Here is a 22,559-nt window from a genome sequence, read left to right on the forward strand (position 1 = left end):
CCATGACTCCCCCTCCAGCGCTCGCCGTCTCCGTCACGGGGCTGGCCAAATCCTTCGGCGGTGTTCCGGTGCTGTCCGGCATCGACGTGAAAGTCCCTGCCGCAACGATCTTTTCGTTACTCGGACCGAACGGTGCGGGTAAGACCACGATGGTCCGGATCCTGGCCACGCTCGGCACCGCCGACCGGGGTGAGGTCCGCGTCGGCGGCCACGATGTGCTGCGCGAACCGGACAAGGTGCGCCGGCTGATCGGCGTCACCGGCCAGAACTCCGCGGTCGACGACGTGCTGACCGCGGCCGAGAATCTGCGCCTGGTCGGCAACCTGCTGCATCTGCCGGGTGGCGAGATCGGCCGCCGTGCCGACAACCTGCTGAAACGGTTCGACCTGACCGCGGCGGCGGGCAAGCGGGCCGGCGCGCTGTCCGGTGGCACCCGCCGCCGGCTCGATCTGGCCATGAGCCTGATGGGCGATCCGCGGATCCTGTTCCTGGACGAGCCCACGACCGGGCTCGACCCGCGCAGCCGCCGGGAACTGTGGGCGGTCATCCGGGATCTCGTCGCCGGCGGCGTGACGATCTTCCTCACCACTCAATACCTCGAGGAGGCAGATCAGCTGGCCGACCGGATCGCGGTGCTCGACGGCGGGAAGATCGTCGCGGAGGGCACCCCCGCCGAGCTGAAGCAGCTCGTACCGGGCGGGCACGTCCGACTGACCTTCACCGATTCGGCGGGCCTGGCCGCAGCCTCCCGCGCGGTCCCGGCCGCGGAGGTCGACGCCGGCGAACTGGCGCTGCGCGTGCCCTCGGACGGCAGCGCCGAGCAATTGTCGCGGCTGCTGGGCCGTTTCGCCGAGGACGCCATCGCGATCGGCGAACTCACCATCCACACACCGGATCTCGACGACGTGTTCTTCGCGCTCACCGGCGCACCGGCCGCAAAGGAAACCCGATGACCGACACCATGATCCGGCCGCCGCTGGCGGTCCGCGCGACGCGCGAGGCGGCGACGATGGCCGGCCGCAACCTGCGGCACACGCTGCGCAGCCCCGACACCATGATCATGACGCTCGCCGTGCCGATCATGATCCTGCTGATGTTCGTCTACGTCTTCGGCGGGGCGATGCGCGTCGACGGGCACTACATCGACTACGTCGTGCCCGGAATCATCCTGCTGTGCGCGGGATTCGGGTCGGGTACCACGGCCGTCGGCGTCTGCACCGATATGCGGAACGGCATCATCGACCGCATCCGCACCCTGGCGGTGCGGCGGACGTCGATGCTGGTCGGTCACGTGGCGGACAGCGTGCTGCGCAATCTGTTCACCACCGCGCTGGTGGTGCTGGTCGCCGTCGCGATCGGCTTCCGGCCCACCGCAGATCCGGTGCGCTGGCTCGGCGTACTGGGCGTGGTCGCGCTGTTCGTGCTGGCGTTGTCGTGGCTCGCCGCCGCGCTGGGGCTACTGGCCGCGAATCCGGAGGCCGCCAACGGCTTCACTTTCGCCTACATGTTCCTGCCCTACGTCAGTAGTGCTTTCGTGCCGCCGGACACGATGCCGGTGTGGCTGCGGTGGTTCGCCGAGAATCAGCCCATCACACCGATCACGGAAACGATCCGGGGCCTGCTGATCGGAACGCCGACATGGCACGATGCCGGAGCGGCCGTGGGCTGGTGCGCGGGGATCGCCGTCGCCGGCTACCTGCTCGCCGGGGCGCTTCTGCGTCACCGCACGCGGGATTGAGCTGCGGGGCTTGATCGGCGAAAGCCGGTCGGGTACAGACAGGGTCCATGACTATGCGAATGTCGGTGACCGGGATCGGGGCGCTGTGCCTGTTGCTCACCTCCTGCGGGGGTCTGCACGGCCACCCGGTGCCGGCCACCGACACCCCGGGCGCCGCCTTCCCCACCAGCAAGGCCGCGGCCGCCACGCCGGGCACGACACTGCCGGAGCTGACCGCGTGGGTGCAGGGCGGAGAGTCGGTGGATCGCAAGGGTTTCCACACCGTCACCCGTGAGGGCGCCACCACCGACCTCGGTGACGACGTGGCGTTCACCAGCCCGTCGCAGAAGATCAAATGCATGACCTCGTCCAAGATGTCGCCGTACGCCGGGGGACTCAGCTGTCTGGTGCAGCTGGTCGACCCGCCCGCCCGGCCGGCCGCGGTCCCCGCCGACTCCAACTGGGTGGGCGGCTGGCTGGACTATCCCGGCGATACGCTGAACGTCGGTGCCCAGCACGGTGATCCGGGCCAGTTCGTCAACGGGTACGGCTCGGTGCTGAACTACGGCAACCGGCTCACCTTCGGTGACTACGACTGCCGCATGGACAGCAACGGACTCACCTGTGTCGACAAGTCCGCCGGATCCGGTGTGCGGATCAACGATTCGGGAGTGCAGCCGGTCGGCTGCCTGCAGCGCACCGATCCGGGGATGCACGGACTCGCGTACGCCTGCGCCGGTTCCGAATCCTCTTCGCCGGAAACCGATTCCACCACGACCACCGCTCCCGCGACCGGCACCGCGCGGCCGGCCCCGACCCGATAACGGGCCGGGGCCGGCCGTCACGCTGTCCCGGCCCTGTCGATCACGCCGTCCCGGCGGCGGGGCCGTCGTCGGCGAATCCGAAGGCGCAGAAGGTCCAGACCTCCTCGGCCGTGATCGGCCGGCCGGGGAGATCGTCGTTGCTGCCGATGGACTGGGCCAGGAACAACACCATCTGCGTCATCAGGGTGGCGGTGCGGTCCGCGTTCACCTCGGTCCGCAATCTGTGTGCGGCGCCGACCTTTTCGATCAGTTCGGTGAACAACGCCACCAAGGGGGTGTGCGCGAGCTGCACCTCCGCCGGATGCGTCACCAGCAGCTGGGTGGCGAACTCGGTGAGCAGCGGGCGGATCGGCGTCGCGTCCGGCCTGGACAGCTCGAACAATTCGTGGCACCCCGCCCGCAGCTGTTGCAGCGGGTCGGTGTGGACGGCGGCCGCGGCGTGGATCTGGTCGGCCAGTTGCGCCAGCGCGTCCTCGTACAGTGCGAGCAGCAATTCGTGTTTACCGCTGAACTGCAGGTAGAACGTGCGCAGCGACTGCCCGGAGCGATCCACCACCTCCTGGACGGTGAAATCGGTGTTGCCTTTTTCGACGATCAGCGCGCGGGCGGCCTCGAGGCATTCCTGGACCCGTTGCTCGGCACGGAGTTTCGCGGTTCGGATGGACCGCTCCACCGCACGTTGCTTCCAGACCGGCTCTTTCCTGAAGGTGCCCACCGTGTGATCGGCCTTTCGCCAGCGTTGGAGAGCAAGCTTACACTCCGACTACGAACTAATTCTCGAATAGGAGAATAGCATTCTCGCATGGCCTGTATGTGGAAGTTGACACTCATTCGCTGACGAAAACAACAGTGTGCGGATTCCGGCTTCTAGTAGTTGCTGCCGGTCCCACTGCCCGTCGGGGGCCGGTAGTAGCCGGGCCCGTGCCAGACCGGCGGGCCGTCGTGCCAGCGCGGCGGGTGGTATCCCCAGCCGCCGTCACCGCCGCCGTGGCCGCGATGGCCGTGGATCTCGTCGCCCTGCTGCTGGGTGATCGGTACCCCTTGGGCGAAAGCCGCTGCGGCGGTGAGGCCCACGGGCGCCACGGCCACGGCCGCGACCACCGCGATGCGGGCGGCCGTTCTGGTCAGTGCTGTTCTGTGGAACATCGGATCTCCTGAGTTCGGACGGCCGGCGGTTCCGGACCAGCCGTTCACAATGATGCCAATGACCAATGTACCGTTATCTATCGGTTAGATCCACTTTCCCGGAAACTTTGGCCATAACGGCAGGTGAATGGGCAATTTGTGCGAGCTTTCGGAACGATACACATCCGATGTGCCATCCATTGACGGCGGATCTACCTCGCCGATCGGATTTGGTCGGGACGACCAGCGCTCTATCAGTTGATTAGATCACATGATAGAGATTCGGCGCGGCCGAGGGCCGCGCGCGATTAGACTGCGCCAGGTGACCGATGCGAACGGTAGTGACCTGCGGGTGAGCGAGGCCGAACTCGCCATGCCCACCGAACGCCGGCTGGTGCTGGCGGCGGAACGGCTGTTCGCCGAACGGGGCATCGACGGCGTCTCGCTGCGCGCGGTGATGGCCGCCGCCGGCACCAATGTGGCTTCCGTGCACTACCATTTCGGCTCCAAGGAGGCGCTGGTCGAAGTGCTGATCCGGCAGCGCAGCGACGAGGTCGCGGCGCGGCGCACCGCCCTGCTGGACGAGATGGAACAGACCGGGCCGGTGACCGTCCGGCAGCTCGCCGAGGCGTTCGCACGTCCGGTGTGGGAGATGGCCATCGGCGACGGCGCCGCCTGGGTGAAGTTCATCGCCGGCGTCGTCGGCAGCGGGCATCCCGCATTGTCGCTGGTGGCCGAGGGATTCACCGAGCAGGCCGTGCGGTTCATGGCTCTGCTCACCGCCGCGGTTCCCGAATTGCCCGGTCCCACCGCGCGTTTCCGTCTCGCGCAGGCGATGACGCTGACCTTCCAGGTGCTCGGCGACGTGCACCGCACCCAGGACCTCATGGCCATCTCCGGCCTGCGGCTGAGCCCGGACCAGGTCTACGCCGAACTCGTCGACGTCGTGACCGCGATGCTGTCCGGGCCCCCCGCCTGACTCACCGGCCGAGCAACTCCGCCGCGAGCGCCCGGATCGCCTTCTTGTCCGGCTTGCCGAGCACCGTCAGCGGCAGCGCGTCCACGGGCACAACATGTTTCGGCGACTGCACCGGCCCCTTGGCCCGCTTCACCGCGGCCTGGATCTCGGCGGTGACGGCCGCGACGCTGTCCGCGTCGCGCGCTTCGGGTTTCAGCACCACGACCGCGGTGACCGCCTCACCCCACTGCGGATCCGCGACACCGACCACCGCGACCTCCAGCACCTGCGGGTGTTCGGAGACGACATCCTCCACCTCACGCGGGAACACGTTGAAGCCGCCCGTGACGACCATGTCCTTGCTGCGGCCGACGATGTGCAGGAAACCCTCGGCGTCCTCGCGAGCCAGGTCGCCGGTGCGCAGCCAGCCGTTGCGGAACGTATCCGCCGTCACCTCCGGCAGATTCCGGTACCCGTTCGCCAGCAGCGGTCCGGAGACGCAGATCTCGCCGACCTCGCCCGCGGCGACCGAATTGTCCTCCGGGTCCAGCAGTTTCACCCGCAGCGCCGCGGCGGGCCGGCCGCAGGAGGTCAGCCGTTCCTTGTCGTGCTCGTCCTTGGCGAGGTAGCTGATCACCATCGGCGCCTCGGATTGCCCGTAGTACTGGGCGAAGATCGGGCCGAACCGGTCGATGGCCTCGGTGAGCCGGGCCGGATCGATCGCGGAGGCGCCGTAGTACACGATCTCCAGCGACGACAGGTCGCGCGTGCGGCTGTCCGGGTGATCCAGCAGCGCGTAGATCATCGAGGGCACCAGCATCGTCGCGCTGATCCGGTACTCCTCGATGGCGCGCAGCACCTCTCCGGCGTCGAAGCGCGGCAGTACGAAGCACTGGCCGCCGAGCAGTACCGTCGGCAGGAAGAACGCGGCCCCGGCGTGGGACAGCGGCGTGCACAACAGGAATCGCGGCCGCCGTGGCCATTCCCATTCCTGCAGTTGGATGGCCGTCATCGTCGCCATCCCGCCGGCGGTGCCGACCACACCCTTCGGCTTACCGGTGGTGCCGCCGGTGTAGGTGATGGAGATGACGTGATCCGGCGTCAGCTCGTTGGCCTCGATGGCCGGATCCGGCTCGTACTTGGCCACCTCGTCGAGCAGGTTCACCCCGACATCGGCCAGTTCGTCCGGAACCGGGCCCAGCACAAGCACTTTCGTGAGTTCCGGTACCCGGTCGACCAGGGCGCGGGCACGCTGCACGAACGGCGGCAGCGGGTCCAGGATCAGCGTGGTGATGCCGGCGTCGGCCAGCACGTAGGCGTGGTCGTCCAGTCCGCCCATGGGATGCAGGGCGGTGCGGCGATGTCCGCGCACCTGTCCGGCGCCGAGGATGAACAGCACCTCGGTGCGGTTGAGCGCCAGCAGCGCCGACGGGGTGCCGGTGTCGACGCCGTGCGCCGCGAAAGCCTGGATATACCGGCTGATCTCGGCGATCACGTCGGCGCCGGTGAGCACCGTGTCGCCGAGGGTCATCACGGGTGCGGTGCGGTGCCGGCGCAGGCCCGCCAGCAGGGAGTGCCCGTTGTGCACCGGAAGCCGCAGCCGGGCATCGGGTTCGATGGTCGTCATGAGGGGCTCCGATCGGTTGCCGTCAGTTCTGTGCCGCGCCGGCGGGCGCGGCGTAGGCGGTGACCACGCAGGCGCCGCCGAGTCCGAGGTTGTGCGCCAGGCCGATTCGCGCGCCCGGCACCTGCCGTTCGCGGGCCAGCCCGCGCAGCTGCCAGGACAGCTCCGCCGCCTGCGCGAGGCCGGTGGCGCCGAGCGGGTGGCCCTTGGAGATCAGCCCACCGGACGGATTCACCACCCACTGCCCGCCGTAGCCGGTGGCCCCGGATTCCACCAGCGCGCCGGATTCGCCCGGCGCGCACAGGCCCAGCGCCTCGTAGGTGATCAGTTCGTTGATCGAGAAGCAGTCGTGCAACTCGATGACGTCGACGTCGTCCACACCGATTCCCGCGCTGTCGAACACCTTTCGTGCCGCGGCCCGGGTCATCGGCGCGCCGACGACGTCGATCATGGATCCGCTGCCGAAGGCCGAGGCGTCGTCGGTGACCAGCTCCTGGGCCAGGATCTCCACCGCCTGCGCCTCGAGGCCGTGCGCGGCCACGAAATCCTCGCTCGCGATCACCGCGGCGGCGGCGCCGTCGGACATGGGGGAGCACTGCGAGCGGGTCAGCGGGCCGTGCACCGGCCGGTCGCCGAGCACCTGCGCGAGCGTGTACGGATCCCGGAACTGCGCCAACGGATTTCGTGTCGAGTGCTGATGGTTCTTCACGGCCACCGCGGCCAGCTGCTCGACGGTGGTGCCGTAGCGCCGCATGTGCTCGATCGCGGCGTTGCCGAAGAACTGGGTGGTCATCGGGGAGGTGCCGAATTCGAACTGCCCGGCCATGGCCTTCAGGTGCGCGTCGATGGTGGTGACCTTCGGGGCGGCGCCCGAACCGGCCATCGCCTCCTTCGTCATCTGCTCGAAGCCGACGGCCAGCGTCACCTCCGCCAGGCCGGCGCCGACCCACTCCCGCGCCAGCATCAGGGCCGTCGAACCGGTGGCGCAGTTGTTGTTGACGTTGACGATCGGGATACCGGTCAGCCCGACGTCGTACAGGGTGCGCTGCCCGGCCGCCGACGGCTGGAACACGTAACCCGCGGCGGCGCGCTGGATCCGGTCGTAGCCGATGCCCGCGTCGCCGAGCGCGGCGCCGACCGCCGCGCTCACCATCTCCGGGTAGGTCCACTCCCGGGATCCGATCTTGACGAACGGTGTCATCCCGACACCCACGACGAACACCCGTCGCATCCTGTCCCTCCTCGCTGCCCCTCGAGCATGAACCGCCCGCGGTCTACTGTCCGGTGAATCTCGGTTCCCGCTTCTCCACGAACGCCTTCCGGCCCTCCCGCGCGTCGGCGGAGGTGATCACCTCGCGCACGAAGCGGGCCTCGATCGCGCGCGCGTCCTCGTCCGGCAGCCAGCCGCTGGCCAGCAGCGCCGCCTTCGCGTGCTGCACCGCCAGCGGTGAGTTGCGGGCCACCCGCTCGGCGAGCTCGTGCGCGAGGGTCAGCGCGGTACCGGCGGGCACGACGTGCCCGATCAGCCCGAACTCGTACGCCTCGCGCGCGGTGAGCGGTTCGCCGGTGAGGATCATTTCCATCGCCTTGGTGTACGGGATCTGGCGTTTCAGCCGTACCGTCGAGCCGGCGCCGGGGATCAGCCCGCGCCGCACCTCGGGCAGCCCGAAGGTGGCCGTCTCGTCGGCGACCCGAATGTCGGTCTGCTGCAACATCTCCAGGCCGCCGCCGAGGCAGGCGCCGTTGACCGCGGCGATCAGCGGCTTGCGCAGCGACCGGGTGAGCAGCAGGCCGCGGCCAAGCACGCTCGGATCGAAATCCGCGCGGAGTTGCCCATCGGTCATCCAGCCGTCGCCGAGATCACCACCGACGCAATAACTCTCGCCCGCACCGGTCAGGATCGCGACCCGGATGCGGTCGTCGGCGTCGATCTCCTCCCACGCGCGGGCGAGCAGTTCGATCATCGGCAGATTCAGCGCGTTGCGCCGCTCCGGGCGGTTCATGGTCACCACCGCGATCGCGCCGGATCGCGCCAGCAGCACCGGATCCGGCGTGGTCATGCCGCCGCTCACGACGTCGGCCGTTCGCTGCCGACCACCCAGAGCGCGTGGAACTGGGAGGCGCCGCCCATCGCGTGGCCGATGGCCCGGCGGGCGTCCGGGACCTGCCGTTCGCCCGCCAGTCCGCGTACCTGGAGCGCCGCCTCCAGGAAGCGCACGAGACCCGTTGCGCCCGTCGGGTTTCCGGACAGCACCCCACCGGACGGATTGATCGGCAGCCGGCCCTCGAAGCGGGTGTCGCCCGCGTCCACCAGCCGCCAGCCCTCGTGCAGCGGGGCCAGGCCGATGTTCTCCAGCCACATCGGCTCGTACCAGCTGTAGGGGATGTAGAGCTCGGCGAGGTCGATCTCGGCGGCCGGATCGGTGATGCCGGCCTGCCGGTAGGCGTCGGCCGCGCATTCCGCTCCGGCCCTGGGGTTCACCTCGTCGCGGCCCGCGAAATGACCCGTCTCGGTGCGCCAGGACATGCCGTGGATCCAGGCCGGCGGCCGGGCCGGAGTGCCCACATCGTCCCCGCCGGTCAGGACGATCGCGGCGGCTCCGTCGGAGGAGGGGCACGACTCGAGGTAGCGGATCGGATCCCACAACACCGGTGAGTCGCGGACCTTCTCGACGGAGATGTCCGGCATGTGGATGTGCGCGTACGGGTTACGCAGCGCGTTGCGCCGGTGGTTGACCGCGACCTGCCAGCCGATGTGCTCGGGGGCGTCCGCGCGGCGGATGTACTCCCGGATCACCGGCGCGAAATGACCACCGGCTCCGGCGCCGAGCTTCGCGCTGAACGGCAGCGGCCGCGACAGCGCCCAGGTGAAATTGCCCTCGGATTCCTTGGAATACGCCGCCACGAGCACCCGCCGGGCCAGGCCGGCCTGGATCAGGTGCGCGCCGTAGATCGCCGCGTGCCCGCCGACGCTGCCGCCGGTGAACACCCGGGTCACCGGTAATCCGCGCGCGCCCAGCGCATCCGCGAGATACAACTCCGGATTCATCACACCGTCGAACAGATCCGGGGTCTTCGACAGCACCACCGCGTCGACCTCGCCGAGCCCGAGTTCGGCGTCCGCGAGGGCGGCGGCGACGGCCTCCCGTACCAGCGCGCCGATCGTCACCTCGCGGCGCTTGGCCTGTTTGCCCTGGCCGATGCCGATCACCGCGATCGGTTCGTTCACGATTGCCGCCTCTCCGCTCGGCCACCGCCGGTGGTGTCGCTCATGATGCGTCCGCCGCCAGCAGACAGACCAGATTCTGTTGCAGCGCTTGGCCGTTGGTGGCGTGTGCGAGGGCCCGCCGGGCGCGGCGGTCGTGGATCGCGTTCGCCGCCTCGGCGATGCGCAGCAGGCCGGTCGCGGTGGCCGGTCGCCCGGCCAGCGGGCCGCCGGACGGGTTGACCGCGGTCGCCTCGGTGAGACCGAATTCGCGGACCAGCAACGGTTCCTGAGCCGAGTACTCGGTGTGCAGTTCGGCGACCTCGACCGCCGACGCGGCGAAACCGGCTGCCGCCGCGGCCTTCTCGGCGGCCAGCGCGGCCGACGGCGCGCGGGTCAGATCGCGGGACCCCGGATAGTGGGTGTCGCACCGGTGGTCGATCCCGCGCACCCAGGCCGGTCGATCGCAGAGCTCGCGGGCGGTGTCGCCCGCCGCCAGCACGACCACCGCCGCGGCGTCGCCGATCGGTGAGATGTCCTGCGCGCGTAGCGGACTGGCGACGTAAGGGGCGGCCAGCAGGGTGTCGATGTCGACCGTGCCGGACACCTGGGCGTGCGGATTCGACCGCGCGGCGGCGAGGCTGCGGGCGACGATGCGCGCCATCTCGCGCTCGCTCGTCACCCCGGCCCGGACCAGCGCGTCGGCCTGGAGCCCGGCGATCGCGTCCCGATGCGGCCGCAGCGGCGTCAGATAGTAGGGATCCAGCTGGGCCGGGACGACCTCGTCCGGATCGTCCGGCAGTGATCCGCGGCCGACCCCGTACACCAGCGCGATATCGCCGTGGCCCAGCTGCAACCACGTCCACGCCTCGTGGAAGGCCCAGGCGGCGTCCATCTCCACGTGCGATTCGGAGATCGGCGGCCACGCGCCGACGGCGTCCAGCGATTCGATGTACGCGAAGGTGCGGCCCTCGTGGAAGTCGTGACTGCCGGAGCAGACGAAATCGACGCGGTCCCGGTCCAATTCGAGGCGCGCCAGCGCCTGCCGGATCACCGGCAACAGGATGCCCGCCATATCGTCGCGGCGGTTCGCGGCCAGGCACGCGGACTGGGCGCCGCCGACCACCGCCACCTCACGCATCGACGTCTCCCGCCGAATCCTGCTGCGGCACCGGCCGATAGTGCCGGATGCTGGTCCACGAGGGCTCCAGTTCGCCGTCGGCCCAGACCGGTTCGACCTCCATGCCGATGCGCACATCCGCGATGTCGACCTCCCGGATCAGATGCATCAGCCTGGTGTCGGCGCCGTGCGGCCGGATGTGCGCGACCACGTACGGCGGCTCGATCTCCTGACCGGGAAACGGGAAGCTGACCACGCAGAAGGTGGAAACCGTTCCGCGCCCGTCGAGTTCGGTGGTGGCGCCGAGCTCGACCAGGCATCGCGCGCAGAATTCGGGCGCCGGCAGATAGACCTGGTGACACGACGGGCACGCCCGCGCGAGCAGGCGCCGATGCGCGAGCCCGCGCAGGAAGCCCGACCGGCCGGCGCCGGCGACGAACGTGTAGCGCATCCGCAGCGGGGTGGGCATCACCCGGACCGCCTCCGGCAGTGGACGATTCACGCTTCCTCCATCGGCTCGAAGCACACCAGGTCGCGAAGTTCCCCGCGCGGCTCCTCGGCCCAGCGGGCCCGGACCCGCAGCCCGTGCCGTACCCGGTCCGGATCACCGCCGGTGTCGAGCGCGTGGAAGAAGCTGCCCTCGGCCCCGTCGACGGCGATCAGCGCCCAGGCGAAATCGTGGCCGACCGGATCGCCGTCGCGATGCGGCACCCACGTCCACGCCTCGACCCTGCCGTGTGGCTCCAGATCCACCAGCTCGTCCAGCGATTCGCCGGTCACCGGGTCGAATTCCGCGGGCGGGCACAGCACCGTCCCGCGTCCGGTACGGATCCCGAGCAACCGGCGTTCCCGCAGTCCGCCGAGGAAGGTGCCGACCACCGTCCCCACGGTGCGCTCGAACGGGAACGCGATCTCGTAGCCCGCGCACAGGCTCTCGCCACCGTCGTCGTCGGCCATCGCGCTCCTTCCTCCGAGCCCGGAGTCTGCCTCAATCAAGTGATTAAATCAAGTGCTTGAACGAGGCGGCGGCGTCGAGGCGCACGGCCGGTTGCGGGTATTCGACACCGATATCACGATCCGCTCGGAATCGGATGTGAGTTCGCTGGGGATCTGCGGAATGCATTGCGATACCCGCGGGAATGGCGTGCACTGTCAGCGGTTCCCATGACCGGCAGCAACCGGAAGAGGTACAAGTTGTGAGATCGAAATTAGTTGCCACCCTGTTCATCGGCGCGGCCGCGAGCATGATGATGGTGCCCGCGATCGGCGCGGCGTCGGCGAGCCCGATCGATGCGCCGGGAATCGCGCATCAGCAGCCGCCGTGGGACCACGATCGCGATCACGACCGCTGGGGCGGATTCGAACGGCCGGGCTGGTTCGACCCGTGGGATCCGTTCCACAACGACTGGCACTGCGACCGGCACGGCCGCTGGCACGACAACGAGCACGACCGCTGGGGTCACGACGATTTCGGGCGTTGCCACGCCTGGTGACCCGACCCCGCCATGATCGCGGCGCTGCCTCCGGGCGGCGCCGCACTCGTATCCGGAGTATGCGGCCGGTTGTGCGCGCGGGCAGAGAATGCTTACGGTCAGCTGTTTTTCCTGGAGGTTTCACCGGCCCCGCACTGTACTGATTCCGGTCCCCGCGATTCCCGGGAGAAGGAAAGGGATTTCGACGTGAAACGAAAATTGATCGGTACATTGTTCGTGGCCGCCGCGTCGGGTGCGCTCGTTGCCGGACCGATGGTCGGCTCCGCGCTGGCGGACGTGCCCGGATGGGCGCACCGGCAACCGCCGGGCCCCGGTGGTCCAGGTCCGGACTGGGGTGGATTCGACCGGCCCGGCTGGGCCGATCCGGCGGATCCGTTCCGCAACGACTGGCATTGCGACCGGCACGGGCGCTGGCACGACGACGAGCACGACGGCTGGGGGCACGACGACGGCCGCTGCCGTGCGTGGTGACCTTTCCCGCTGAGTAGCGGGCCCGGAGCCCGGCGCGGCGATCCGATGCGGATCGCCGCGCGTACCGTATTCGGGGCCGGTCAACCCGAACCCGAGGAGCGCGCATGGCCGTGGAAGCCGTCCGGATCGAGTCCGTCGAACCGTACGCCGACCCGCGTTACGAAACGGTGAGGGGGACGGCGGCATTCGCGGTCGATCCCGCGCATCCGGCGAACGCGCGCATCACCGATCTCGCTCTCGCGCCGCGCGGCGACGACGGACTGGTGCGATTCGACGCCGACCTGCGAATCGTCCGCCCGGCCGGCGCGCCCAGCCGGAATCTGTTGTTCCTGGTGCCCAATCGCGGCATGCTCGGCGGGCTGCCGTTGAGCACGGGCGCCACCCCCGACTACGCGAACCTCGAAAAGGTCCCGCCCGGTGACGGTTTCCTGCTGGACCGCGGCTGGACGGTGGCGTGGTGCGGCTGGCAGTGGGATGTGCGCCGCGGGCCGGGGCAACTGGGCCTGACCGCGCCGGAGGCGGCCGTCGAACCCGGCTGGATGCGGGTGGAATGGCGCGCCGACATCGCCGAGAAGGAGCATCCGCTCGCCGACGCCATGCCCGGCATCGGTGCGCTCTTCTCGTTCACCGAATATCCGACCGCGGACCTCGCCGACCCGGCGGCGGTACTCACCGTGCGCACCGCGCCGGACGCCGAACCGGTCGAGATCCCGCGCGGCGACTGGCATTTCACCGACCCCACGCACATCGCGCTCACCGGGGGCTTCCGGCCCTTCCACTGGTACCGGCTGGTGTTCCGGACCACCAAGGCCCCGATCGCCGGCTGCGGGCTGCTGGCGGTCCGGGATCTGGTGTCCCACTTGCGGGCCGGCGGTTTCGAGCACACGTTCGCCTACGGCATCTCGCAATCCGGCCGGTTTCTGCGGCAATTCCTCTGGGACGCACTGAATCTCGACGAGTCCGGCCGCCGGGTCTTCGACGGTGTCCACATCGATCGGGCGGGCGCGCATCGTGGCGAGTTCGATCACCGGTACGCCCAGCCGTCGGTGACCGGTGTCGAGGGTTTCGGCACGCTGGCACCGTTCGACAGCGCGAGCCTGCTGGCGCGGCAGCGGTCCCTCGGCGGGGTGCCGAAGGTGATGCAGATCAACACCGCCGCCGAATATTGGCGCGGTGACTCGGCTCTGGCGCACATCGACGCCGGGACCGGCACCGATCTGCCCGACGATCCGGACGTGCGGGACTACCTGGTCGCCGGTACCGATCACTTTCCGCCGATGGGCGGGATGAAGAGTTTCTTCCCCGCCGCGAACCCCGCGCACGATCTGGACATGACACCGGTGCTGCGCGCCCTGCTGGTGGCGCTGGAGCAATGGGTACGCGGCGAGGCCGATCCGCCGGACAGCCGGGTGCCGCGCGTCGCCGACGGCACGGCGGTGCCGCGCGCGGAGGTGCTGGACCGCTTCGCCCACGCGCACCGGCCCGACCCCACCGCACTCGCCGTGACACACCGGCTAGACCTCGGACCCGACGCCGACCACGGCGTCGGCCGCTGGCCCGCCCGGCTCGGCGACCCGTATCCCGCGCTGGTGTCCGCGGTCGACGACGACGGCAACGAGATCGCCGGTGTCCGGCTGCCCGCCGTCGAGGTCCCGGTGGCCGCTTACACCGGCTGGAATCCGCGCCGCGCGGTGCCGGGACTGCCCGATGTGCTGTACGAAAGGCTCGGCAGCAAACTCGATTTCCCGCCCGGCCGGCCCTCGGTCACCCAGCGCTACCCGACCGTGGCCGCCTACCGCACCGCCGCCGCGGCCGCGGCCGACCGGCTGGTGGCGGCGCGACTGCTGCTGCCCGCGGACCGCGCCGCGGTCGTCACCGCCGCCGTCGCCGAATACCGTTCCGCCGCAGGCTGATCGAGTGCCGGTAGCCGCGCCGGCTCCGGCCTGCCCGGTGGTATGGCTGCCGCCCGTCCGGTGTGGCGGGCGTGTCGATCAGCGCTCTGGGTTGCCCGGTGGTGTGGCTGCCGTCTGCCCGGTGTGGCGGGCGTGTCGATCAGCGCTCTGGGTTGCCCGGTGGTGTGGCTGCCGTCTGCCCGGTGTCGTGGACATGTCGATCAGCCGGGGATTGCGCGCGGGCCCGGAATTCCGGCGGTCACCGCGCCCGTCGTGCTGTTCGTGGTGCCGTGTGCCGGTGCCCCCGGGCGGCCGAGGCGAGCCGCTGACCCCGCAGGCCTGCGCCGACTCCAGCGCGGGTTACCCGGCCTCAGCCGTTCTCGCCGCCGCGCAGGGCGTGCTCCGTGAGCGCGGTCCAGTCGGCGAGGACCTGTTTGCGGCGGGCGCGGTCGCGGCCGACCATGTCGTCGAGGGTGGCGCCGCGGACCACGTTGATGGTGATCCAGAACGCGGACTCCAGGCGCTCGCGGGGGAGGGCCGGCTCCAGCCGGGCGGCGCAGATGTCGAGCAGTTCGACGGTGAGATCGTGTTGCACGCGCAGCATTTCGCGGCGCAGGTCGCGCTCGTAGGCGATGCCGACGTAGAGCTCCACGGCCGCGCGGCCCAGTTTGCCGGCGAACGTCGCGGTCACCAGTTCCACGAGAACGCTTCCGGCGGTGGCGGTTTCGCCAAGAGCGCGGGCACGCCGCAGCATGGCCTCGCGCTGACGCTGGGTCAGGTGGCCGATGGTATGGGCGAACAGTTCGGCGCGGGTGTGGAAGTGGTGCAACTGCGCGCCGCGGGTGACCCCCGCACGGGCGGTGATGTCGGCGATGGACGCGCTGCCGTACCCGACCTCCGCCAGCGAGTCGATCGCCGCGTCCAGCAGCAGCGCGCGGGTCCGCAGACTCTTCTCCTGATGTTTGTTCGGCGGCAGGGGCGAGGGCATCGGCCCAGTGTAGCCGGAACAAATTGCGTGCTGCCTTGCATGTAATCGAGTGCTGTGCGTACTGTGATGGCGTCGACGTCGAATGCGGTGAGGAGAGGGACGACATGCCGGTGGACCGCCTGCTGCCCACCCCGGAGGCCCGGGATCTGCTGGAGCTGACCCGCGAGATCGCCGAGAAGGTGCTCGAACCCCAGGTCGTCGCGGCCGAGAAGGATGAGACCTACCCGGCCGAGGGATTCCGGGCGCTGGGAGCGGCCGGGTTGCTGAGCCTGCCGTATCCGGAGGAGTTCGGCGGCGGCGGGCAGCCGTACGAGGTGTACCTGCAGGTGCTGGAGGAGATCGGCTACCGGTGGGCGGCGGTCGCGGTCGCGGTGAGCGTGCACAGCCTGTCGTGCCATCCGCTGTTCGCCTACGGCACCGACGAGCAGAAGCAGCGGTGGCTGCCGGAGATGTTGTCGGGCAACCTGATCGGGGCCTACAGCCTGTCCGAGCCGCAGGCGGGATCCGACGCGGCCGCGCTGCGGTGCCGGGCCACCGAGGTCGCCGGCGGCTATCGGATCACCGGGTCGAAGGCGTGGATCACCAACGGCGGCAAGGCCGATTACTACACCCTGTTCGCGCGGACCGGGGAGGGCTCGCGCGGCATCTCCTGCTTCCTGGTGCCGGCCGGCACCGAGGGCCTCACCTTCGGTAAACCGGAGGAGAAGATGGGCCTGCGCGCGGTGCCCACCACCTCCGCGTCCTACGACGAGGCGTTCCTGCCCGCCGAGCGCCGCCTCGGTGAACCGGGACAGGGCCTTTCGATCGCGTTCAGCGCGCTGGATTCCGGGCGGCTGGGTATCGCGGCCGTCGCCACCGGTCTCGCGCAGCGGGCTCTCGACGACGCGGTCGCCTACGCGAAGGAGCGAGAGGCGTTCGGCCGCAGGATCATCGATCATCAGGGCCTGGGGTTCGTGCTGGCCGATATGGCCGCCGCCGTCGACACCGCGCGCGCGACCTACCTCGATGCCGCCCGCCGCCGGGATGCCGGGTTGTCGTACTCGCGGCAGGCCAGCGTGGCGAAACTGGCCGCCACCGACGCCGCCATGAGGGTCACCACCGACGCGGTCCAGGTGTTCGGTGGATACGGGTACACCCAGGACTTCCCGGTCGAGCGCTATATGCGCGAGGCGAAGGTGATGCAGATCTTCGAGGGCACCAACCAGATTCAGCGCCTGGTCATCGCGCGGCACCTGGCCGGCGCGTAGTCCGCGCCCCGCCCCCTGCTGGTGCGCAACTGAGCCGGAGCGAGAGCCTGCGGCCCGGAGCGGCGGTGTCTGCGGGCGGGTCGGCGGTGTCTCCGGCCGGACTGGCGGAGCCCGCGGCCCGGCCAGCGGAGCCTGCGGCCGGACTGGCCGAGCCTGTGGCCGGACCGGCGGAGCCTGCGTTTGGACTCGCGGAGCCTGTGGCGGGGCGGGCGGAGCCTGTGGCCGGACCGGCGGAGCCTGCGGCCGACCAGCGGAGCCTGCGGCCGGAGCGGTAGTGCCCGCGCGCTTCCGCCTCCGCCTCCGCCTCAGCCGCGGCCGCGGACCAGCGGTAAGTAGACCTCGTCGACGATGTCGACGAGTACGTCGTCCGGCGCGGTGGGGATACCCCGCACCACGAACTCGTTGCGCAGCAACACCATTGCCACGGTTGCGACGCGTGGGTGCAGTGCCTCCGGGGCCGCATCGCCGCGTGCGACGGCTCGGCCCAGGATGGTGAGGCAGTCGGCGGTCATGCTGTCCGTGGACTGCTCGGGTAGCCGGCCCATCAATTCGGTGGCGCCCCCGGCGGCCGCCAGCAGTTCGCGCAGGATCGTGCCGAGCGGTGAACTCCAGTGCCGATTCGCGCGCCGGAGCAGTTCCAGCATGTCGCCGCGCAGGTCGCCGGTGTCCGGCGGCCGGACCTCGGTGGTCAGCTGCCGGTAAGCGGCGATGCCGAGCGCCAAGCGGTTCGGCCAGCGCCGGTACAGGGCGTTCTTGTTGGTGCCGGCCCGTTGCGCGACCTTGTCCATGGTGAACGCGGCGAAGCCGGATTCGGTGAGTTCGTCGGCGGCGGCCCGCAGGATCGCCTGTTCCAGGGCGGCTCCCCGTCGCCGGATGGCCGCGCCGCCCGCTGGTTCCGCTGGTTCCGACACGGTTGTCCACCGTACCGTGCGGGGCCGCGCTTGCGCACTCGCATCCGACAGTTTTAGGGTACTTAAAGTACCGTATTGCTTCGACGAAGGGCTCGACCGTGCGTGCCAGAGGTATCAGCTACGACACCGGCTTCCTGCGGAACGGCAGGTTTTCCCGCGCCGATCCGGATCCGGAAGTCATCGGGCGTGAACTGCGGATAATCCGTGACGATCTGCACTGCAATGCCGTTCGCGTGATGGGCGGCGACCCCGACCGGCTGGATCTCGCCGCGCGTCTCGCCGCCGATCTCGGTCTGGAGGTTTGGTACTCACCGTACCCTCTGGATCTGGATGCGGACGAGATCCTGGCGCTTTTCGCCGAGTGCGCCGAGCGGGCTGAGCGGCTGCGGCGTGGCGGCGCCGACGTGGTCTTCGTGGCGGGAGCCGAACTGTCCCTGATGAATCCGGGCTTCCTCGCCGGGGACACGCTCGAGCAGCGGCTCGACGCGCTGCTACGGCACCGCGACCGCCTGCCCGCCGTGATCGCCGAAGTCACCCCGCGGATCAACGCCTTCCTGGGCCGGGCCGCGGCCGTGGTCCGTGAGCGCTTCGGCGGCCCGATCACCTACGCCGCGGTCCCGCTCGAGCGGGTCGACTGGTCGCCGTTCGATATCGTCTCGGTGGATCTGTACCGGTCGGCCGAGGTCGCCGACGCCTTCGCCGACGGGGTGAGAACCCTGGTGTCCCAAGGGAAACCGGTCGCGATCACCGAATTCGGCTGCGCGACGTTCGCCGGTGCGCCGGACCGCGGCGCGACCGGGCTGGACATCGTCGTGAATGACGAGAACACCGATGTCCCTTCGCATCTGGACGGCGAGTACGTGCGGGACGAAGCCGGGCAGGCGCGGTACGTGCGTGAATTGCTGGAGATCTTCGATGCCGAGGGTGTCGACGCCACCTTCGTGTTCACCTTCGCCCTGCACGACTTCCCCCATCGGCCGGGCGATTCCCGCCGCGATCTCGATCTGGCGAGCTACGGCGTCGTCCGGGTGCTCGAAAACGGTTCGGGCACGACCTATCCCGGCCTGCCCTGGGAACCCAAGACCGTCTTCGCCACGATCGCCGACACCTACGACATATGACAGCCGACCGGCCGGTCCGGCTACGTGGTCGACCGCGCTCATCAGCGCATTGATCGCTACCTCGCGGGTGTATCCCCACTGCGCCGCCGGCGACCCGTGCGGCACGGTCGATTCGGCCGGATACGGAGTGGCTCACGAGGTCCGTGCCGAGGGCCGCTCCGACGAAACGACGCAATGTTGGGAGAAAGTCGCGTGACAACATTCGATCCGCTGTTCCGCACCCACCTGGACGAGTACGCACCGCACTTCGAGCAGTTCTTCAAGCTCCGGCGCGAGGACGGCATCCTGGAGGTGCGTCTGCACACGAACGACGGGCCGCTGCGATGGGGTGGTGGCCCGCACCGGCAGTTGATCCCGTTACTCCAGGCGATCGACCACGACGAGGACGTGGAGGTCGTGATCATCACGGGAACCGGTGATTCCTTCAACGCCGCGATCGATACCGCCGAATACGTCGGCCGCGGCATGCTGAAGCGATGGGACGGCTGGGCGACCGGATACGACCTGACCTACCGTGATCAGGTTCGCGAGCCGCTCGCGCTGCTGGGGCTGTCCGTGCCCGTCATCGCGGCGGTGAACGGTCCCGTTCTCACGCATGCCGAATTGGCACTGCTGAACGACATTGTGATCTGTTCCGAGACAACCATTTTCGCCGATGGCCATTGGGAAGGACTCGGGATCGTGCCCGGCGACGGGGTGCACACGATTTTCCGTGAACTGCTCGGATTCAATCGCGGACGTTATTTCCTGTACTCCGGACAACAGATCGACGCGCGGGAAGCCCTCGCACTCGGCCTCGTCGGCGAGGTACTGCCGCCGGATCAGGTGCTCGAGCGCGCGTGGCAGATCGCCCGCGAGTGGTTCATGACGAAGAGTCGCGTGCAGCGCCGGATGGCGCGTGCGACCCTGATCCAGCCGTGGCGCGAATTGTTCGTCAAGGAAATCGGATTCGGTATGGCACACGAATGCCTGGGTGCCGCGATCGGTCCGCCGGCGCCGCTCGGTGGGCCGCTGCGGGAGCTGTTCGGGGTCGACTGATCCCGGGTCAGGCCGGGTGGTCGGCGACTCCGACGCGCACCCGGCCTGACTCGACCGCCCGCGCCAGCTCGACCCGGTTGGCGCAGCCGGTCTCGAGGTAGATGCGGCTCAGATACGCCTCGACCGTTTTGACACTGAGGAATACGGCCGCCGCGATCTCGCGATTCGTGTATCGCTGGTGAACCAGCCGGACGATCTGTTCCTCGGTCTCGGTCAGGGAATAACTCCGACGCGTTCTCGAGCGTGGGAGCGGCAGGCCCCGGTGCCGGAGTTCCGCCACCGCCTGCCGTTTCCACGGTGCGGCGCCGAGCGACTGGAAAATGCGGGCGGCCTCGGTCAATTGGGGGCCGGGTTCGTGGTCGACCGCGCCGAGGGCGAGGCGGACGACCCCGCGTTGCAGGGCGAGACCGTACCGATCGGCGATCCGCCGTGCGTCGAGCAGGCATTCGACATCCGCGGTGGCCCGGCCGTAGGCGATCCGGATCGCGACCGCGGTCGGGTGGTCGACGCGGTCGGGGTCCGCGGTGACGAGGTCGCGGACCAGATCGGCGGCGAGCTCCCGGTGCCCGGCGCTGATCTCCACCTCGGCCGACCGGCTCCGCAGCAGGGCGTGCGCCCACTGCGGGGTGCCCGGGTGTTCGAGCTGGTCCGCGAGCAGTTTCCGCGCGATGTCCAGTTCGCCGCCGAGCAGATGGAAGCCGGCGCGGGCCCAGATCTGCAGGGCGGTCGAATGCGCGTCACCGGCCGGCGGCCGATCGGCGGCGCGGCGCGCGGCCGCCCATTCGCCCCGGTGGGACCGGATCTCGATCTCGGTGGCGCGCAACACCGCGAGATGGGTGCGCGATCCGGTCGACACGAGGTCGTGCGAGATCGAGTCGATGATCGCGAGTGCCGACGACCAGTCACCGAGATGCAGCGCGTTCTGCACCGCAGCGGTCGCGAGGTCGTGGCTGTACAGCGTCCACCCCACGGTGGCCAGCAGCCACTGGGCACGCGCGATCGACGCCGAAGCGAGTTCGGTCTCGCCGGTGCCGGCGTGCGCGTAGGCCACCACCGCGTGCGCCGCGAGCGCGTGGGACTGCGAGGCCGCCCGCGCGGCGTCCTCCATCGCCGTGCACAGCCGCCGCAGCGGCTCGAGCCGGCGCTCGACGAACCGCATGCGCATGAGATGGCCGAGTGCGACGATGCGATCGTGCGGATGCAGGCGGGGAATCGAATCCGTCACGAGCGCAGCACTTTCCAATGCTTCGTCGGCTCGTCCCACCCCCATCCGGATGTGCGCGGCGCGGGCCGTGAAGACCGGGTTCCCGCCCGACCGCGGCACTTCCGCGTCGACCAGTGCGGCGGCGTCGTCCATGGCGCCGGCCAGCACCATGCCGTCGACGATGCGGATCGCCAGCCGGGTGCGCGCCGGACCGTCCGGGATGCCGTCGAGGGCGAGCAGGCCGGCCTCGACCGACTCCTCCGGACGCGCCGCGAGCAGCAGGGCCCGGGACAGGTCGGCCAGCAGTTTCGTGCGCCGCGGATCGCCTACCGGCACAATGCCGATGGCGGTCCGATACCAGCCGATCGACGACTGCGGCGCGGCCTCACAGGCCCGCTCGGCGGCCCTGGTCAGCATGGTGATCGCCTGATCGTCGCCGACCTCGGCCACCCGGCGGATGTGGTCGGCGACCTCGAAATCGACCCCCGGGGTGGACGGTAGTGCCGATAGTCGTTGTGCGGCAAGGCGATGCCAGCGCCACCGGGTGGCCGGTCCGATCTCCTGATACAGCGCCTCGCGTACCAGATCGTGGGACACGCTGTAGCCGTGGCGTTCTCGCAATCGCAGGATGCCCTGATCGACGAGCACGTCGAAGGCGCCGACCGCTTGTTCGGGGGTCAGGCCGGCCAGCTCGGCGGCGAGGTCGACCCGGCCCTGACCGACCACCCGCAACAGCGCGACGGCCCGGCTGAGACTCGCGGCCTCCGGCCCGACGCGCAGGACGCGGTGCAGGAAACTGCGGCGCCGGTCCTCGGCGAAGGTCGGGATGTCCGTGGTGCCGGCACCGGCCGCACCGTCGCACAGCGTCAGCGTCGCCTCGATGGCGAACAGCGGATTGCCCTCGCTCCATCGGCGGATGGTCTCGAGTTCACTCGCGTCGAGGGGGCCGCCGGCGAGTGTGCGCGCGATCCGGTCGATATCGGGATCCGGCAGCGGTCCGAGCCGGACCTCGGCGAGGGCATGGTCGGCGTCGAGACGTTCGAGCAGCCGGGTGACCGTGGGCGGCACCGCGCCGTCCCGGCAGCGCAGATTACCGACCAGGACCATCGGGTGCTCGCCACGCAGCCGCAGCAGATGGCCGAGCAGCACGACGGTGTCGTCGTCGGCCTCGGCCAGCTCGTCGAACGCCAGAGCCACCGGACGGCTGCCGGTGACGGCGGAGCAGAACCGGGCGGCGGCGGCCCGGACCGACGCGGTCGGTCGCTCCGCGACCAGGTCGAAGGCGGTCACCAGGGCCCGGCCCGCGGCGGCGGCGTCCGGCGGCAGGTCCGGCAGGACCCGGTCGATCGCGTGGCGCAGACAGGCGTAGGGCACCAGCCGGTCGAGCCGATCGGCCCGCACGTCGAGCACGACCCAGCCGTCGGCCGCCAGACCCGCGACCGTCGCGGCGAGCACGCGGGATTTGCCGAGACCGGCCTGGCCGAGCAGGATCGCGGCGCCGACGGCCGTGTCTCGGCAATCACCGAGCAGTCTGCGCAGAGCCGCGCATTCGTCGTCGCGGCCGACGAGCGGTAACTCCCGGCTCACGGGCGTACGCACCTGCACCGACACCCTTGTCTCC

General features: G+C 70.1%; 22 protein-coding genes. 10 read left to right on the top strand and 12 right to left on the bottom strand.

The window, feature by feature from the left end:
• Positions 1-2 precede the first annotated feature (2 nt).
• The 3 genes from NRB56_RS33695 to NRB56_RS33705 are packed head-to-tail and all read left to right on the top strand — an operon-like array spanning position 3 to position 2,541.
• Complete coding sequence (locus tag NRB56_RS33695) at positions 3-953, top strand: ATP-binding cassette domain-containing protein (protein WP_153348416.1); 951 nt, start codon at positions 3-5, stop codon at positions 951-953.
• On the top strand, positions 950-1,738 hold the full coding sequence (locus tag NRB56_RS33700; protein WP_153348417.1) for an ABC transporter permease: 789 nt from the start codon (positions 950-952) through the stop codon (positions 1,736-1,738). Before NRB56_RS33695 ends, NRB56_RS33700 begins: the two co-directional genes overlap by 4 nt.
• Positions 1,739-1,785: 47 nt before the next feature.
• Positions 1,786-2,541 carry a hypothetical protein gene (locus NRB56_RS33705; RefSeq protein WP_194291087.1) on the top strand — a complete coding sequence of 252 codons (756 nt, stop codon included), beginning with the start codon at positions 1,786-1,788 and terminating at the stop codon, positions 2,539-2,541.
• Positions 2,542-2,581: 40 nt separating this feature from the next.
• Here NRB56_RS33705 and NRB56_RS33710 read toward each other — a convergent pair whose 3' ends face one another.
• Positions 2,582-3,214: a TetR/AcrR family transcriptional regulator gene (locus NRB56_RS33710; protein ID WP_406603566.1), complete on the bottom strand. Its 633-nt coding sequence runs from the start codon at positions 3,212-3,214 to the stop codon at positions 2,582-2,584.
• Positions 3,215-3,408: 194 nt separating this feature from the next.
• Positions 3,409-3,687: a hypothetical protein gene (locus tag NRB56_RS33715; protein ID WP_153348418.1), complete on the bottom strand. Its 279-nt coding sequence runs from the start codon at positions 3,685-3,687 to the stop codon at positions 3,409-3,411.
• 301 nt (positions 3,688-3,988) lie between these two features.
• Here NRB56_RS33715 and NRB56_RS33720 point away from each other — a divergent pair, with 301 nt between their 5' ends.
• Positions 3,989-4,645 (top strand): TetR/AcrR family transcriptional regulator, encoded by a 657-nt coding sequence (locus NRB56_RS33720; RefSeq protein ID WP_319943918.1) that lies wholly within the window; start codon positions 3,989-3,991, stop codon positions 4,643-4,645.
• Between the two features lies 1 nt (position 4,646).
• On the opposite strand, the gene fadD8 is transcribed toward NRB56_RS33720, so the two are convergent.
• From fadD8 to NRB56_RS33755, 7 genes are read right to left on the bottom strand one after another with little or no spacing between them, the layout of a single operon-like run.
• A complete protein-coding gene (gene fadD8, locus NRB56_RS33725) occupies positions 4,647-6,251 on the bottom strand; it encodes a fatty-acid--CoA ligase FadD8 (RefSeq protein WP_153348419.1) in 1,605 nt (534 codons plus the stop codon).
• 22 nt (positions 6,252-6,273) lie between these two features.
• On the bottom strand, positions 6,274-7,479 hold the full coding sequence (locus NRB56_RS33730; RefSeq protein WP_153348420.1) for a thiolase C-terminal domain-containing protein: 1,206 nt from the start codon (positions 7,477-7,479) through the stop codon (positions 6,274-6,276).
• A 43-nt stretch (positions 7,480-7,522) separates the two neighbouring features.
• Complete coding sequence (locus NRB56_RS33735; RefSeq protein WP_153348421.1) at positions 7,523-8,308, bottom strand: enoyl-CoA hydratase-related protein; 786 nt, start codon at positions 8,306-8,308, stop codon at positions 7,523-7,525.
• An 8-nt stretch (positions 8,309-8,316) separates the two neighbouring features.
• The gene (locus NRB56_RS33740) at positions 8,317-9,477 is read right to left on the bottom strand and encodes a thiolase domain-containing protein (RefSeq protein ID WP_319943919.1); all 1,161 of its coding nucleotides are present in this window, start codon (positions 9,475-9,477) and stop codon (positions 8,317-8,319) included.
• A 40-nt stretch (positions 9,478-9,517) separates the two neighbouring features.
• The gene (locus NRB56_RS33745; RefSeq protein ID WP_153348422.1) at positions 9,518-10,594 is read right to left on the bottom strand and encodes a lipid-transfer protein; all 1,077 of its coding nucleotides are present in this window, start codon (positions 10,592-10,594) and stop codon (positions 9,518-9,520) included.
• The gene (locus tag NRB56_RS33750) at positions 10,587-11,042 is read right to left on the bottom strand and encodes a Zn-ribbon domain-containing OB-fold protein (protein WP_153348481.1); all 456 of its coding nucleotides are present in this window, start codon (positions 11,040-11,042) and stop codon (positions 10,587-10,589) included. Before NRB56_RS33750 ends, NRB56_RS33745 begins: the two co-directional genes overlap by 8 nt.
• 29 nt (positions 11,043-11,071) lie before the next feature.
• On the bottom strand, positions 11,072-11,530 hold the full coding sequence (locus tag NRB56_RS33755; RefSeq protein WP_153348423.1) for a Zn-ribbon domain-containing OB-fold protein: 459 nt from the start codon (positions 11,528-11,530) through the stop codon (positions 11,072-11,074).
• A 239-nt stretch (positions 11,531-11,769) separates the two neighbouring features.
• Here NRB56_RS33755 and NRB56_RS33760 point away from each other — a divergent pair, with 239 nt between their 5' ends.
• The 3 genes from NRB56_RS33760 to NRB56_RS33770 all read left to right on the top strand — a co-directional run bounded on the left by NRB56_RS33760 (position 11,770) and on the right by NRB56_RS33770 (position 14,450).
• Entirely contained in the window at positions 11,770-12,066 is a 297-nt protein-coding gene (locus tag NRB56_RS33760; protein WP_319943920.1) for a hypothetical protein, read from the top strand.
• A 186-nt stretch (positions 12,067-12,252) separates the two neighbouring features.
• Entirely contained in the window at positions 12,253-12,537 is a 285-nt protein-coding gene (locus tag NRB56_RS33765; protein WP_319943921.1) for a hypothetical protein, read from the top strand.
• 104 nt (positions 12,538-12,641) lie between these two features.
• Positions 12,642-14,450 carry an alpha/beta hydrolase domain-containing protein gene (locus NRB56_RS33770; RefSeq protein ID WP_153348425.1) on the top strand — a complete coding sequence of 603 codons (1,809 nt, stop codon included), beginning with the start codon at positions 12,642-12,644 and terminating at the stop codon, positions 14,448-14,450.
• A 349-nt stretch (positions 14,451-14,799) separates the two neighbouring features.
• Here NRB56_RS33770 and NRB56_RS33775 read toward each other — a convergent pair whose 3' ends face one another.
• A complete protein-coding gene (locus NRB56_RS33775) occupies positions 14,800-15,417 on the bottom strand; it encodes a TetR/AcrR family transcriptional regulator (protein WP_153348426.1) in 618 nt (205 codons plus the stop codon).
• A 104-nt stretch (positions 15,418-15,521) separates the two neighbouring features.
• On the opposite strand from NRB56_RS33775, the gene NRB56_RS33780 reads away from it, so the two are divergent.
• Complete coding sequence (locus tag NRB56_RS33780; RefSeq protein WP_153348427.1) at positions 15,522-16,664, top strand: acyl-CoA dehydrogenase family protein; 1,143 nt, start codon at positions 15,522-15,524, stop codon at positions 16,662-16,664.
• 305 nt (positions 16,665-16,969) lie between these two features.
• Here NRB56_RS33780 and NRB56_RS33785 read toward each other — a convergent pair whose 3' ends face one another.
• Positions 16,970-17,575 carry a TetR/AcrR family transcriptional regulator gene (locus NRB56_RS33785; protein WP_319943922.1) on the bottom strand — a complete coding sequence of 202 codons (606 nt, stop codon included), beginning with the start codon at positions 17,573-17,575 and terminating at the stop codon, positions 16,970-16,972.
• A 2-nt stretch (positions 17,576-17,577) separates the two neighbouring features.
• Here NRB56_RS33785 and NRB56_RS33790 point away from each other — a divergent pair, with 2 nt between their 5' ends.
• Positions 17,578-18,696: a hypothetical protein gene (locus tag NRB56_RS33790; protein ID WP_227838551.1), complete on the top strand. Its 1,119-nt coding sequence runs from the start codon at positions 17,578-17,580 to the stop codon at positions 18,694-18,696.
• 192 nt (positions 18,697-18,888) lie between these two features.
• A complete protein-coding gene (locus NRB56_RS33795) occupies positions 18,889-19,734 on the top strand; it encodes an enoyl-CoA hydratase/isomerase family protein (RefSeq protein WP_194291088.1) in 846 nt (281 codons plus the stop codon).
• Positions 19,735-19,741: 7 nt separating this feature from the next.
• Here NRB56_RS33795 and NRB56_RS33800 read toward each other — a convergent pair whose 3' ends face one another.
• Positions 19,742-22,549 (bottom strand): helix-turn-helix transcriptional regulator, encoded by a 2,808-nt coding sequence (locus NRB56_RS33800; RefSeq protein ID WP_194291089.1) that lies wholly within the window; start codon positions 22,547-22,549, stop codon positions 19,742-19,744.
• Positions 22,550-22,559 lie beyond the last annotated feature (10 nt).

Source organism: Nocardia aurantia (assembly GCF_009604425.1).
GTDB lineage: Bacteria > Actinomycetota > Actinomycetes > Mycobacteriales > Mycobacteriaceae > Nocardia > Nocardia aurantia.

Excerpts from the sequence above, each read along its gene's own strand:
- NRB56_RS33695 (WP_153348416.1), top strand. The coding sequence starts at position 3 with ATGACTCCCCCTCCAGCGCTCGCCGTCTCCGTCACGGGGCTGGCCAAA.
- NRB56_RS33700 (WP_153348417.1), top strand. The coding sequence starts at position 950 with ATGACCGACACCATGATCCGGCCGCCGCTGGCGGTCCGCGCGACGCGC.
- NRB56_RS33705 (WP_194291087.1), top strand. The coding sequence starts at position 1,786 with ATGACTATGCGAATGTCGGTGACCGGGATCGGGGCGCTGTGCCTGTTG.
- NRB56_RS33715 (WP_153348418.1), bottom strand. The coding sequence starts at position 3,687 with ATGTTCCACAGAACAGCACTGACCAGAACGGCCGCCCGCATCGCGGTG.
- fadD8 (WP_153348419.1), bottom strand. The coding sequence starts at position 6,251 with ATGACGACCATCGAACCCGATGCCCGGCTGCGGCTTCCGGTGCACAAC.
- NRB56_RS33730 (WP_153348420.1), bottom strand. The coding sequence starts at position 7,479 with ATGCGACGGGTGTTCGTCGTGGGTGTCGGGATGACACCGTTCGTCAAG.
- NRB56_RS33735 (WP_153348421.1), bottom strand. The coding sequence starts at position 8,308 with ATGACCACGCCGGATCCGGTGCTGCTGGCGCGATCCGGCGCGATCGCG.
- NRB56_RS33745 (WP_153348422.1), bottom strand. The coding sequence starts at position 10,594 with ATGCGTGAGGTGGCGGTGGTCGGCGGCGCCCAGTCCGCGTGCCTGGCC.
- NRB56_RS33750 (WP_153348481.1), bottom strand. The coding sequence starts at position 11,042 with ATGCCCACCCCGCTGCGGATGCGCTACACGTTCGTCGCCGGCGCCGGC.
- NRB56_RS33755 (WP_153348423.1), bottom strand. The coding sequence starts at position 11,530 with ATGGCCGACGACGACGGTGGCGAGAGCCTGTGCGCGGGCTACGAGATC.
- NRB56_RS33770 (WP_153348425.1), top strand. The coding sequence starts at position 12,642 with ATGGCCGTGGAAGCCGTCCGGATCGAGTCCGTCGAACCGTACGCCGAC.
- NRB56_RS33775 (WP_153348426.1), bottom strand. The coding sequence starts at position 15,417 with ATGCCCTCGCCCCTGCCGCCGAACAAACATCAGGAGAAGAGTCTGCGG.
- NRB56_RS33780 (WP_153348427.1), top strand. The coding sequence starts at position 15,522 with ATGCCGGTGGACCGCCTGCTGCCCACCCCGGAGGCCCGGGATCTGCTG.